Below are 12,271 nucleotides of genomic sequence, written 5' to 3' on the forward strand. Positions count from 1 at the left end.
CGTCGCCATGACCAAGCAGATCCGTCTCAACGCCTTTGCCATGAATACGGTTGGCCATCTGTCGCCCGGCCTGTGGCGCCATCCGCGTGACCAGGCCACGCGTTACACCGATATCCACTACTGGACCGAGCTGGCCAGGACCCTGGAGCGCGGCAAGATCGACGGCTTGTTCATCGCCGATGTGCTGGGCGTGTACGACGTTTATGGCGGTAACGCCGACGAGGCGCTGCGCACGGCTGCCCAGGTGCCGGTCAATGATCCGCTGCAACTGGTACCGGCGATGGCGGCTGCGACCGAACACCTGGGGTTTGGCGTGACTGCCTCGGTGTCCTTCGAGCATCCATTCCCGTTTGCCCGGCGCATGTCCACGCTGGACCATCTGACCCGTGGGCGCGCCGGCTGGAACATCGTCACTTCGTACCTGTCCAGCGGAGCACGCAACCTGGGGCAGCGCGAGCAGCTGTCCCATGATCAACGCTATGCCCTGGCCGAGGAGTACCTGCAGGTCTGCTACAAACTGTGGGAAGCGAGCTGGGAGGACGATGCGGTGCGCGCCGACCCGGAAGCGGGCGTCTATGTCGACCCGGCCAAGGTGCATGGCATCGACCATCAGGGCGAGTTCTTCCAGGTGCCCGGCTTCCATCTGTGCGAGCCATCGCCACAGCGCACGCCGGTGCTCTATCAGGCGGGCGCTTCTACACGTGGCAAGGCGTTCGCGGCGGCCAATGCCGAGTGCGTATTCGTGGCGGCGCCGAGCAAGGCCGTGCTGAAAAAGCAGGTGGCGGAGTTCCGTGCCGCCGCCGTGGCTGCAGGTCGCGCTGCTGATGACATTCTGGTGCTGGAACAACTTACGGTGATCGTCGCCGAGACCGACGAGGCGGCTCTTGCGCGGCTGCGTGAATACCGCGAGTACGCCAGCGCCACCGGTGCATTGACGTTGATGTCCGGCTGGACCGGTATCGACTTCGCCCAGTACCAACCCGATCAGGTGCTGCGCGAGGTGCAAAGCGATGCCATTCAGTCGGCGGTGGAAGCCTTTACCCGCGCAGACCCGACCCGGACCTGGACCACGGCCGAGATCGCCGATTACTGCGCCATCGGTGGTGACGGCCCGGTGCTGGTCGGCTCTCCGAAGACGGTTGCCGACCAGTTGCAGGAGTGGGTCGAAGAGACCGATGTGGACGGCTTCAACCTGGCCAGCGTAGTGGCGCCGGAAACCTTTGAAGCTGTCGTCGATCTGCTGGTGCCGGAGTTGCAGGCGCGTGGCTTGTTCAAGCGTGATTACGCCGAGGGCACCCTGCGTAACAAGCTGTTCGGCGCGGGCAATCGGCTGGCGGCACCGCACCCGGCAGCCTTGCACGGGAAGCGGATTCGATGAACGAGCTGCTGGTCAACATCGACTGGTCGGAGATCGGGCAGGCCTGCCTGGACACCCTGAGCATGCTCGGTGCTGCACTCGGTTTCACCGTGCTGCTGGGGTTGCCGCTTGGCGTGTTGTTGTACCTGACTGGCCAGCGTCAGTTGCTGGCTTCACCGCTGGTGTATCGCCTACTGTCTGTGGTGGCGAACGTGCTGCGTTCGATGCCCTTCATCATTCTACTTATCGTGCTGATTCCGCTGACCACGCTGATCACCGGCACGTCGCTCGGCGTGGCGGGTGCGATTCCGCCCCTGGTGATCGGCTGTACGCCGTTCTTCGCCCGGCTGGTGGAGACCGCCTTGCGTGAAGTCGACCGTGGCCTGGTGGAGGCGACCCAATCGATGGGCGCCAGCACCTGGCAGATCGTCTGGCACACCTTGCTGCCTGAAGCACGTACCGGGCTGATCGCGGCTATCACGGTGACCTCCATCGTCCTCGTGGACTACACCGCCATGGCTGGCGTAGTCGGCGGCGGCGGCCTGGGCGACCTGGCGATCCGCTTCGGCTACCAGCGCTTCCAGACCGACGTGATGGTGGTCACCGTGCTGCTGCTGATCCTGCTGGTGCAGGCGCTGCAGGTCAGTGGTGATCGCCTGGTGCGCCACTTCACCCGGCGCTGAATTTTCCCTTTCCCGTCAGCGGCAGCCGGGTTTCGCTGCCGCCGGCCCACGTCCACCCCACGACGGCCATGTATCAACTGTTCAGGAGCAAGACCATGAAGAAGACCCTGGCCGTACTGGCTGCTGTGTTGTCGCTATCCGCCCACGCCAACGAGAAGCTGGTGGTAGGCGCAACCCCGGTTCCTCACGCGGAAATCCTCGAGTTCGTCAAACCGACGCTGGCCGCCGAAGGGGTGGATCTGGACATCAAGGTGTTCACCGATTTCATCCAGCCGAACCTGCAATTGGCCGAGAAGAATCTCGATGCCAACTACTACCAGTACCGGCCATTCCTCGATGAGTTCAATGCCACCCGCAAGACCGATCTGGTCCCCGTTGTTGGCGTGCATATCGAACCCTTCGGCGCGTATTCGACCCGCATCAAGAACCTCTCCGAGCTCAAGGAAGGCGCCAGCGTGGCGATCCCCAACGACCCGGTGAATACCGGCCGTGCTCTGGTGCTGTTGCATGAGGCTGGGCTGATTACCCTGAAGGACCCGAGCAACACCCTGGCGACCCAGCGGGACATCGCGGCCAACCCGAAGAAACTGAAGATTCGTGAGCTGGAAGGAGCATTGTTGGCCCGTGCAGTGAACCAGGTTGATCTGGCATTCATCTTTGCCAACTACGCGCTGGAAGCTGGCATCGACACCAACAGTGCGCTCATCGTCGAGAAGGGCAAGGACCTGTATGTCGAGTTCCTGGTGGCACGTCCCGACAACATCAACGATCCGCGTATCCAGAAGCTGGCCAAGGCGCTGAATTCGCCTGAAGTGCGCGAGTTCATCCTGACCCGTTACAAGGGCCAGATCGCTCCCGGCTTCTGATCGGCCCTCATGATCCGCGCTGCCTCGCAGCGCGGTTTTTCATTGTCACCGCAGGCCTTTTCCATGGTCAGTTTCAACCCGCAGCCGCTGGCTGCCGCCGTGCATATCCGCCTGGTGGGGCTCGGCAAGCATTACCCAGGGCACGAGCAGGGTGTTCATGCCTTGCGTGACATCAACCTGGAGATCCGCCGTGGCGAGGTTTTCGGCATCATCGGGCGCAGCGGTGCGGGTAAGTCCTCACTGTTGCGCTCGCTGAACCGGTTGGAGCATCCCAGCAGCGGCCAGGTGCTGATCGACGATGAGGATATCGCCGATTTCGACACGTCCCGGCTGGCGCGCCAGCGTCAGCGTACCGGCATGATTTTCCAGCATTTCAACCTGATGGCCGCGAAAACCGTGGGTGAGAATGTCGCCCTGCCGCTCAGGTTGGCGGGCATTGCCGGTGCCGAGCGCGAGCGAAGGATGGCTGAAATGCTGCAACTGGTGGGGCTGGAGGACAAGCGCAATGCCTATCCCGCACAGTTGTCCGGTGGCCAGAAACAGCGGGTCGGGATTGCCAGGGCGCTGGTGTTGCAGCCGGACCTGTTGCTGTGTGACGAAGCCACCTCGGCGCTCGATCCGGAAAGTACCCAGTCGATCCTGGCCCTGTTGCGCGATATCAATCGTCGCCTGGGCCTGACCATCGTGCTGATTACCCACGAGATGGAAATCATCCGCGACCTGTGCGACCGGGTGGTGGTGCTGGAACGGGGCGAAGTGGTGGAGCAGGGCGAGGTGTGGCAGGTCTTCGGTAATCCGCAGCATGAGGTGACCAGAACGCTGCTGCATACCCTGCTGCCGGGTGCTGTCGATGAGTCACGTGCGTCGACGGATCTGGTGCTCGATCTGCATTACACCGGTGCCAGCGGTCATGAGCCGGGCCTCTCGGCCATCATCCGCGTGCTGGGCTACAAGACCAGTCTGGTGCAGGGCAATCTGGAGCGCATCCAGGGGCGCACCCTCGGCTGCCTGCGCATTCGGGTGGAGGCGCCTGCGAGCGCGTTCGAGCAGTTGCTGGAGCAGGCCCGCCAGGTGGCGGACCGTGCCGAACAGGTCAGCCCTGGCCGTAACGCGCCTGCTGCATTTCCTGTAGCCGGCTGAGGGTGCGGCGGAACGGGAAGGCCAGGTAGCCTTCCAAGTACAGCTCCTCCATTGGCACTTCGGCTTCCAGGTACAGCGGCACACGCCGGTCGTAGCACTCGTCGACCAGGGCGATGAAGCGCCGCACGCTGTCATCCTCGGGTGCCAGCATCGGCAGTTCACGGTCGCCGGCGACCACCTGTTCGACGCCATCCTCGGTGCCGCGGGCGATACGGCCTTCACGTTGCTGGCCGCCAAGGCGTGGCACGTCGCTGAGCAGGACATGGCGGAACTGGTCGCACAGGGCAATGAAGTCCAGTGCCGCTAGGGGTTGTTGGCACAGGTCGGCATAGCGGCACCAGAGCACACGGTTGCCGTGCCCGAGCACATGGACCGGCCTATGGCCCAGTTCGATCGGTGTGGTCGCGGTCGGTTGGTTGCCAACCAGCTGCGCGAATACCTCGCGCAGGGCGCTGGATTGGCCGGGATGACTGATCCAGTAGCGTTGCAATGGGATTCCGGGGTGCAGGCGGTGGTCCTGCTCACCATCCACCGCGACCACCTGCATGTAGTGTTCGATGGCGGCGATGGCTGGCAGGAGGCGATCCCGGTTGAAACCACCGGCGTACAACTGGTCCGGCGGCTGGTTGGAGGTGGCGACCAGCACCATGCCTTCCTCGAGCATCGTCTGCATCAGGCCACCGAGCACGATGGCATCGCCGATATCGTTGACGAACAACTCGTCGAAGCACAGCACGCGCACCTCTTTGGCCAGTTCACGGGCCAGGGCGCGTAGCGGCTCGGCGGTACCGGTGAGCTGGAACAGGCGCTGGTGCACCCACTGCATGAAATGATGGAAGTGCTGGCGCCGTGCCGGAATGCGCAGGCTGTTGTAGAAGCTATCCATCAGCCAGGTTTTGCCCCGGCCTACCGGGCCCCACAGGTAGACACCTTGGGTAGCTTTGTACGGCTGCCGGTGCAGGGCCTGATAGCAGGCTTCGAGCTGTTCGACGGCATGCAGTTGCGCAGCATCGGCGTGAAAACCGTCGTATTCCAGCGCATGGTGGTAGGCAGCAAGCGGTGAGGCGGGAGGCAAGGTGTCGAGCATGGTCGGGGCATTCATGAAAGATGGCGCACTGTAGACGTTGCCGGCTGCTACGATCCAGTGCCTTCGCCGAAGCGGCTTGGCTCAGACAGTGGAGAGGGTGAGATGTTGCATGAACACGTCCGGGGCGATCTGTTCGAGACGCCATTGGGGCGGATGATCGCTCTGATGAACGAGCAGGGCGGTTTATTGCGCCTGGATTTCCTGCCTTCGGACCAGCCGGAACCCGAGCTCTGGATGGGCTGGCAGTGGCGGCGCGATGAGGCGGCGCTGGCACAGGTGGTGCGCCAGTTAGACGAGTACTTTGCCGGCAAGCGGCGGGTGTTCGAGGTGGCGCTGGCAGCTCAGGGCAATGCCTTTTTGCAAGAGGCCTGGCGCCATTTGCGCGATGTGCCCTATGGCACCACGTTGAGCTATGGCGCCCTGGCCAACCGCCTAGAACGCAAGACCTCGGCTCGGGCCATCGGGCGGGCCAATGCGGTCAACCCGATTGCGATCATCGTGCCGTGCCACCGCATCATCGGCGCCGATGGCAGCCTGACCGGTTACGCCGGCGGCATGGAGCGCAAGCAGGCGCTGCTCGAGTTGGAAGGTGTGCTGATGCCGACCCGACAACAGCTGTTGCTGTTGTAATCGGCTCATGCACCGTTGGCTGTCCGGGTAGCGGCCCGCTCAGCCTGCCAGGCTGCTGCGCAACAGCTCGAGCAATTCACGCCAGTGCTGACGCTCTGCGGCTTCGTCATGGACCGGGCTGTCGGCGACGGCAAAGCCGTGGCGCGCGTCATGGCGAGTCGAGCTGAAGGTGACGCCAGCGGCACGCAGTGCCTGGTCGAGCCGATCGATGGCTTCGCTGGGAATCGAGGCATCGTCCTTGGCGTGGCCGAAGTGCAGTTTCGCTGCCTTCAACTCAGGCGCACGCAGGTGTGGGCTGTCGCTGTTGTCGGTGACCAGGTGGCCGCCGTGGAACGAGGCGACTGCGGCAATCCGCTGGGGAAAGTCCGCGGCAGCGTGCAGGGCGATGGCCCCCGTCATGCAATAGCCGACAACCGCCACCTGGCCGGCGCGCACTTGCGGCTGTGCCTGTAGCCAGTCGAGCAGAGTCTGGTGGTCGGCCTTCAGGCCGGCCTGGGTCAGGGTGTCCTTCAGCCCGAAGAACAATTTGCGGCCTTCCTCGCTGCTCAGGCCCAGTTGCGGGTCGGCCACCGGCGTGCGCGCCACCCGGTAGTAGAGATTGGGCAGCAGCACCGCGTAGCCCTCGGCGGCCAGGGCGGCTGCCTTGTTCTGGAAGGCTTCACGCACGCCGCGAATATCGGTATGCAGGATCACGCCTGGCCAAGGTCCGGGGCCCTCCGGTGTATGCAGCCAGGCATCGAGCTGGCCATCGGCGGTGGCAATGTTAAGGGTCTGGACAGGCATGGCAGGCTCCTCAGGGCAGGGCGTTGGACGTATGGGCGCCGGACTGATGGCCGAGTTCGCCGTCTTCGTCCTGCGTAGCGACGGGGGTGGGTTGGTGTTCGGGTAGCATACCGTTGACTTGCTGATCCCACAGGCGGCGGTAGGCGCCGTCTGGGCGGTTTAGCAGTTCCTGCGGGCTACCGTCTTCGATGATGCGGCCATTGTCGAAGAACAGGATGCGATCCAGGCTGGCGACGGTGGACAGGCGGTGAGCGACGACGATCACCGTCTTGCCCCGCATCACCTCTTCCAGGGCATCCTGGATGGCCTTCTCGGTCAGCGAGTCGAGGCTGGAGGTGGCTTCGTCCATGATCAGGATCGGCGCGTTCTTGACGATCACCCGGGCGATGGCGATGCGCTGGCGCTGGCCGCCGGAGAGCTTGACGCCGCGCTCGCCGACCAGCGAGTCGTACTGTTGCTGCATCTGCTGGATGAAGTCGTGGGCATAGGCCTGGCGCGCGGCGGACTCCACCGCGTCGCGGTCGGCCTCCGGATCGCCATAGCGAATGTTGTCCAGCAGGCTGCGGTGGAACAGGCTGGGGTCCTGGGGGATCAGGCTGATCTGCGAGTGCAGCGACTGCTGGCGAAAGCTGCGGATATCCTCGCCGTCGACCAGGATGCGACCTTGCTGCGGGTCGTGCAGACGCATGATCAGGCCGAGCAGGGTGGACTTGCCGGAGCCGGAATAGCCGACCAGGCCGACCCGCTGGCCGCCCGGAATCTTCAGGTCGAGGCCGTCGAACACCTGTTGTCCACTTTCATAGGCGAAGCCAACGTTCTGCAGCTCAATGCTGCCCTGCTCGATCTCGATGTCGCGGGCACCCTCGGCGTCGACGATGTCATGCGGGCGGATGATGGTGCGCACGCCGTTCTCGATATTGCCGATGTACTCGAACAGATCGAGGAAGCGCCGGCTGATGTTGCGCGCCTCGGCGATCACCACGAACGACAGGCTGGTGCTCATGACAAAACCGGCTACATCAATGCGTCCCTGGCGCCACAGCCATACTGCGAAGAACAGCAGCCCGACCTTGAGCACCAATGCGGCGAGGAACTGGAACAGCACGATCTTCTCGTTGTAGTAGAAGGCGTTGCGCGCGGCCTTCACTTCCTTGTCGAGAAAGCCCTGGAGGAAGCGCCGCTCGAAACCGATGCGGGCGAACAAGCGGATCGCCGACAGGTTGCCGATGGCATCGACGATGCGTCCGGTGGTCTCGCTGCGTGTTGCGGCGAAGGCTTTGGAATAGGGCTGGCAGCGTCGCGCCAACAGGTAGGAGGCGCCGACGAACAGCAAGGACCAGAGCAGCGCGAACAGCGCCAGGATGTCGCTGGCCGTGGCCAGCAGGATGACCGCCACGGCCATGGTGACCAGCACCGGCAGAAAATCGAAGATCAGTGCCCAGAGGGTCATGTTCACCCCCATGGCTGTCTCCGATACCCGCGAGGCCAGGGCACCGGCGAAATTGCTGCTGATATAGCGCTGCGAGTGATGCTGCAGGTAGGCGAATAGCTCGGCCGACACGCGTGTGCGCTGCAGCGGTGCGACATAGACACGGCAGAAACCTGCGCTGCGGCCAAAAACCACTTCGGCCAGGCTGAGCGCGAGGAACAGCCCAAGCGGCATGGCCAGCGCGCTATACAGCTCGGAACCGGGTATGCCTTCACCAATCACCCCGACCACCTTGCCGAGGGCATAGGGCAGCATCACGGCGCTGATCGATGACAGCACTTGCAGGGTGGTGATCAGCAGGTACCACCCGCGAAAGCGCCGGGCGAACTGCAGGGTGAAGCGCAGCGGGCTGGCGGGCAGTTGCGGGATGCGTGTGGCCTGCGCAGAGCTATCGAGCGAAGGAGCGGGGGCGGTCATTGAGGGTTCACAGGGCGACGGGCGAGAGTGTGCAGGGGCTCTACGTTGGGTGCGGACAAACGTACGCCGGGCGAAGGCCTCCACCGGAGCGGCAGAGTGCCTGAGCGGTTTCTGTTTTTGAAAGAACGAAAAATTACCGGTCAATAGCTGCGGGCGATAACCAGCAGTGTCGTCGCCCGCGTACATTGATGCGTTTCGATGCTCTGACGAGTCGTTATCAGCGCCGATCAATGACCGTCATGCGATTTTTCCTTGCCGGCACGCACATCGAAGGCACCGCCGGTAAAGGCGCCCTCCACGGTGACCTTGCCCTTGCCGGGCAGCAGCGGGAACACCAGTTCGGCGAAGCGGTAGGCTTCTTCGAGGTGTGGATAGCCCGATAGCACGAAGCGGTCCACGCCCAGGTCGACGTATTCCTGCAGGCGGGTGGCCACGGTCTGCGGATCGCCAACCAGGGCAGTGCCGGCGCCGCCGCGTACCAGGCCGACCCCGGCCCAGAGATTCGGCGAGACTTCCAGCCTGTCGCGGCGCCCGCCGTGCAGCGCGGCCATGCGTCGTTGGCCTTCGGAGTCCATGCTGGCGTAGTTGGCCTGGGCGGCGGCGATGGTGTCGTCGTCGAGATGACTGATCAACTCGTCGGCGGCGGCCCAGGCCTGCTCGTTGGTCTCGCGCACGATCACATGCAGGCGCACGCCGAAGCGCACCGTGCGACCGTGTTTGGCGGCGCGGGCGCGCACGTCGGCGATCTTCTCGGCCACGGCTGCGGGCGGCTCGCCCCAGGTCAGGTAGGCGTCCACGTGTTTGGCCGCCAGCTCGTGGGCGGCCGGCGACGAACCGCCAAAGAACAGCGGCGGGTAGGGCTGCTGTACCGGCGGGAAGAAGTTCTGCGCGCCTTCAACCCGCAGGTGCTCGCCGTGGAAGTCGACCGTTTCGCCACTGAGCAGCTGACGCCAGACGCTAAGGAATTCGTCCGCGGCAGCGTAACGCTGGTCGTGATCGAGAAATACGCCATCGGCCGCCAGCTCCGTGGCATCGCCACCGGGCACCACGTTGAGCAGCAGGCGGCCGCCGCTGGCCTGGTCGAGGGTGGCGGCCTGGCGGGCCGAGGCGGTCGGGTTGCCCAGCGAGGTGCGCAGGGCGACCAGCAGCTTGAGGCGCTGGGTCACCGGCACCAGGCTGGCCGCGGTGACCCAGGGATCGAGGCAACTGCTACCAGTGGGAATCAGGATGCCGTCATAGCCGAGGTTCTCGGCAGCTACGGCGATCTGCCGCATGTAGGCGTTGGTGGCCGGGCGCCCGCTGGCGGAATGGCCGAGGTAGCGGGTGTCGCCGGAGGTGGGCAGGAACCAGAAAATATCGAGGCTCATGGCGTTTTACTCGTTGCAGGAAAATGGGCCGCCGCGCTTGGCGAGCGGCGGTGCGTGCAACGCAGGGCATGTCAATTCACGCTTGCTTGGGCAAGTCTGGTTCAGATCGACAGATTGATTACCCGTCCTCCCTTCGAACTCTGCGCCGGCCGACGCTTGTTCACCACCAGCTCGCCAATCTTGATCAGCAGGGCGCGGGTGACGTTGCGGCTGAGGCCGAGCAGGCTGGCGGTATGCACCTGGTTGTAATGGCAGAAACGGTAGGCACTGCGCAGCAGCGCTTCTTCGACTTTCTCGTGCAGAGCGCCGCTTTCTTCTTCGAAGAGTTTCTGGAAGGCGCGTTGCAGCAAGGCGTCGGCGGATTCGTCGAGAGGTGGGGTGCTTTCCGGTCGTTCGATACGCAGGTTGGACAGACGCAAATCTTCCTTGCGGATCAGACCGTCATGGCAGATCAGCAGGGTGTGGTGAATGACGTTTTCCAGCTCGCGGATGTTGCCCGGCCAGTCGTAGCTGGCGAGCTTGTGCTCGGCCTCGCTGCTCAGGCGCACTTCGCCATAACCGAGACGCCCGCTGTAGCTGGCGATGAAGTGGCGGGTCAACGGCAGGATGTCGCCGGGCCGCTCGCGCAGTGGATAGAGCTGCAGGCTGACCACGTTGAGCCGGTAGTACAGGTCCTCGCGGAAATGCCCGGCGTTGATCGCCTTTTCCAGCTGCACGTTGGTGGCGGCCAGCACCCGTACGTTGATCGGGATGCTCTTGCGCGAGCCCAGGCGCACCACCTCGCGCTCTTGCAGCACGCGCAGCAGTTTGACCTGGATGGCCATGGGCAGATCGCCGATCTCGTCGAGAAACAGGGTGCCGCCGTTGGCCTCTTCGAACCAGCCGGCCTTGGCCGCCAGGGCACCGGTGAAGGCGCCTTTCTCGTGGCCGAACAGTTCGGCTTCCACCAGCGATTCGGAGAACGCCCCGCAGTTGACCGCAATGAACGGCCCGCTGCGCCGGCCACTGAGGTTGTGGATGTGTCGCGCCACCAGTTCCTTGCCCGTACCGGTTTCGCCAATGATCAGGACGCTGGCCTCACTGGGGGCGACCTGTTGCAAGTGAGCGAGAAGCGCCTGCGATTTGGGGTCTTCGAAGACCTGTGCGGTCGCCCGGATCGAGGTGGCCAGTGTCGGGGATGGAGGAAGCGTCAACAGTTGCATGGGCATCCCTTATGAGTAGAAGGACGGAGTAGGGCGCGTCTGATTCAGTGCCCACTCGCCCAATTCGTGGATCTTGTAGTCCACCGGGTCGTGCAGGGTCTGGGTGCGCAGGTTGCGCCAGTAACGGTCGAAGCGCAGCGACGCATGGGTGGCCCGGGCACCGGTCACCTCGAACAGGCGGCTGCACAGGTCCAGCCCGGTACGGGTCGCCGCCACCTTGGCGGCGGCGATGGACAGCGCCAGTTGCGCGCGCTCTTCACTGCCGAGGTTGTGCTCCTTGCTCCAGGCTTCGTCGAGCTGGGTAGAGGCGCGTTCGACCAGCAGCCTTACGCCTTCCAGGCCCACCCAGAACTCGCCGTAGTGACGCAGGATGTAGGGGTCTTCGCTGACGTGCTGGGCCTTGGATTTGAACCACGGCCGGCCTTCCTTGAGCGTGTACTGGCGGGCTTCTTCCAGCGCGCCTTCGGCGATGCCGAGGAAGATATGGGCGAAGTGCAGCTGTGCGATCAGCGGGCGCAGGCAGGCGAACGGTGTGCTCAACGGGCCCGGATCGAGCAGCAGTTCCGACTCCTCGACGCGCACGCGCTCGAAGGTGGCGCTGCCGCTGTCGGTCTGCCGCTGGCCCATGTTGTCCCAGTCGCCATGCAGGGTGATGCCGGTGCGACCGCTGGGGATGGCGGCGATCAGCAGCTTGCCGCCGGCGCTTTCGTCGACCGCCGAGGCGATCAGCATTTCCGAGTCGCTGGCGCCGGAGCAGAAGCTCTTCTTGCCGGAGAACTCGCGCCAGCCATCGAACTTCCTGACCACGGTGCGGGTATCCAGCGGGTTCAGGGCGTTGCCCCAGAACCAGTTCTTGCGCGCGGTCTGCTCGAACCACGGTTGCCACTGTTCCGGGCGGGCGAACAGGCGCACGGTGGCCAGCATCAGGTGCTGGAAGCCGAAGACATGGGCGATGGAGCTGTCGACCTTGGCGAACTCGCGCACGATGTTCAGGGTGTCGCTCCAGTTGGCGCCGATGCCGCCGAACTGGGTGGGAATGCTCAGGGCGAGCAGGCCGCTCTGGCGGATGGCATCGCGCTCGGCCTTCGGCGTACCGCCCCGTTCGTCACGTTCGGTGGCGGTTTCGGCGAACTCGGCGGCCAGCTTGCGCGCGGTCTGCAAGGGGCTGAGTACAGTGGGTTGTGGGTGGTGTGCGCTCACGCGGATTTCCTCGATTGTCCTGGGGTGGCTGCGGGGCAGATGACGGATGA

The 12,271-nt window shown here is 64.3% G+C and carries 11 protein-coding genes; 5 read left to right on the top strand and 6 right to left on the bottom strand.

Annotated features, from left to right (window positions below; all coding sequences use genetic code 11):
• Positions 1 to 7: 7 nt before the first annotated feature.
• The 4 genes from ACWPW0_RS08540 (at position 8) to ACWPW0_RS08555 (ending at position 4,046) form a co-directional block, all read left to right on the top strand.
• Positions 8 to 1,378, top strand: a complete 1,371-nt coding sequence (locus ACWPW0_RS08540) for an LLM class flavin-dependent oxidoreductase (RefSeq protein ID WP_454255041.1) — start codon at positions 8 to 10, stop codon at positions 1,376 to 1,378.
• Positions 1,375 to 2,040, top strand: a complete 666-nt coding sequence (locus ACWPW0_RS08545; RefSeq protein WP_454255042.1) for a methionine ABC transporter permease — start codon at positions 1,375 to 1,377, stop codon at positions 2,038 to 2,040. Before ACWPW0_RS08540 ends, ACWPW0_RS08545 begins: the two co-directional genes overlap by 4 nt.
• A gap of 95 nt (positions 2,041 to 2,135) precedes the next feature.
• On the top strand, positions 2,136 to 2,906 hold the full coding sequence (locus tag ACWPW0_RS08550) for a MetQ/NlpA family ABC transporter substrate-binding protein (RefSeq protein WP_447590875.1): 771 nt from the start codon (positions 2,136 to 2,138) through the stop codon (positions 2,904 to 2,906).
• A gap of 9 nt (positions 2,907 to 2,915) precedes the next feature.
• Complete coding sequence (locus ACWPW0_RS08555) at positions 2,916 to 4,046, top strand: methionine ABC transporter ATP-binding protein (protein ID WP_454255043.1); 1,131 nt, start codon at positions 2,916 to 2,918, stop codon at positions 4,044 to 4,046.
• Here the strand turns inward: ACWPW0_RS08555 and zapE are convergent.
• Positions 4,000 to 5,148, bottom strand: a complete 1,149-nt coding sequence (gene zapE, locus ACWPW0_RS08560) for a cell division protein ZapE (protein WP_454255044.1) — start codon at positions 5,146 to 5,148, stop codon at positions 4,000 to 4,002. The genes ACWPW0_RS08555 and zapE overlap by 47 nt on opposite strands.
• 87 nt (positions 5,149 to 5,235) lie before the next feature.
• On the opposite strand from zapE, the gene ACWPW0_RS08565 reads away from it, so the two are divergent.
• A complete protein-coding gene (locus tag ACWPW0_RS08565; protein ID WP_454255045.1) occupies positions 5,236 to 5,763 on the top strand; it encodes a methylated-DNA--[protein]-cysteine S-methyltransferase in 528 nt (175 codons plus the stop codon).
• Between the two features lie 39 nt (positions 5,764 to 5,802).
• On the opposite strand, the gene ACWPW0_RS08570 is transcribed toward ACWPW0_RS08565, so the two are convergent.
• The 5 genes from ACWPW0_RS08570 to ACWPW0_RS08590 all read right to left on the bottom strand — a co-directional run bounded on the left by ACWPW0_RS08570 (position 5,803) and on the right by ACWPW0_RS08590 (position 12,221).
• A complete protein-coding gene (locus ACWPW0_RS08570; RefSeq protein ID WP_454255046.1) occupies positions 5,803 to 6,546 on the bottom strand; it encodes a dienelactone hydrolase family protein in 744 nt (247 codons plus the stop codon).
• 10 nt (positions 6,547 to 6,556) lie between these two features.
• Positions 6,557 to 8,452 carry an ABC transporter ATP-binding protein gene (locus tag ACWPW0_RS08575; protein ID WP_454255047.1) on the bottom strand — a complete coding sequence of 632 codons (1,896 nt, stop codon included), beginning with the start codon at positions 8,450 to 8,452 and terminating at the stop codon, positions 6,557 to 6,559.
• A 227-nt stretch (positions 8,453 to 8,679) separates the two neighbouring features.
• On the bottom strand, positions 8,680 to 9,819 hold the full coding sequence (gene ssuD, locus ACWPW0_RS08580; protein ID WP_454255048.1) for an FMNH2-dependent alkanesulfonate monooxygenase: 1,140 nt from the start codon (positions 9,817 to 9,819) through the stop codon (positions 8,680 to 8,682).
• A 101-nt stretch (positions 9,820 to 9,920) separates the two neighbouring features.
• A complete protein-coding gene (locus ACWPW0_RS08585) occupies positions 9,921 to 11,021 on the bottom strand; it encodes a sigma-54 interaction domain-containing protein (protein ID WP_454255049.1) in 1,101 nt (366 codons plus the stop codon).
• A gap of 9 nt (positions 11,022 to 11,030) precedes the next feature.
• Positions 11,031 to 12,221 carry an acyl-CoA dehydrogenase family protein gene (locus ACWPW0_RS08590; protein ID WP_454255050.1) on the bottom strand — a complete coding sequence of 397 codons (1,191 nt, stop codon included), beginning with the start codon at positions 12,219 to 12,221 and terminating at the stop codon, positions 11,031 to 11,033.
• Positions 12,222 to 12,271 lie beyond the last annotated feature (50 nt).

The organism is Pseudomonas sp. Marseille-Q8238, assembly GCF_965111915.1.

Excerpts from the sequence above, each read along its gene's own strand:
- ACWPW0_RS08550 (WP_447590875.1), top strand. The coding sequence starts at position 2,136 with ATGAAGAAGACCCTGGCCGTACTGGCTGCTGTGTTGTCGCTATCCGCC.
- ACWPW0_RS08565 (WP_454255045.1), top strand. The coding sequence starts at position 5,236 with ATGTTGCATGAACACGTCCGGGGCGATCTGTTCGAGACGCCATTGGGG.
- ACWPW0_RS08575 (WP_454255047.1), bottom strand. The coding sequence starts at position 8,452 with ATGACCGCCCCCGCTCCTTCGCTCGATAGCTCTGCGCAGGCCACACGC.
- ACWPW0_RS08555 (WP_454255043.1), top strand. The coding sequence starts at position 2,916 with ATGATCCGCGCTGCCTCGCAGCGCGGTTTTTCATTGTCACCGCAGGCC.
- ACWPW0_RS08540 (WP_454255041.1), top strand. The coding sequence starts at position 8 with ATGACCAAGCAGATCCGTCTCAACGCCTTTGCCATGAATACGGTTGGC.
- ACWPW0_RS08570 (WP_454255046.1), bottom strand. The coding sequence starts at position 6,546 with ATGCCTGTCCAGACCCTTAACATTGCCACCGCCGATGGCCAGCTCGAT.
- ACWPW0_RS08545 (WP_454255042.1), top strand. The coding sequence starts at position 1,375 with ATGAACGAGCTGCTGGTCAACATCGACTGGTCGGAGATCGGGCAGGCC.
- ACWPW0_RS08585 (WP_454255049.1), bottom strand. The coding sequence starts at position 11,021 with ATGCAACTGTTGACGCTTCCTCCATCCCCGACACTGGCCACCTCGATC.
- zapE (WP_454255044.1), bottom strand. The coding sequence starts at position 5,148 with ATGAATGCCCCGACCATGCTCGACACCTTGCCTCCCGCCTCACCGCTT.
- ssuD (WP_454255048.1), bottom strand. The coding sequence starts at position 9,819 with ATGAGCCTCGATATTTTCTGGTTCCTGCCCACCTCCGGCGACACCCGC.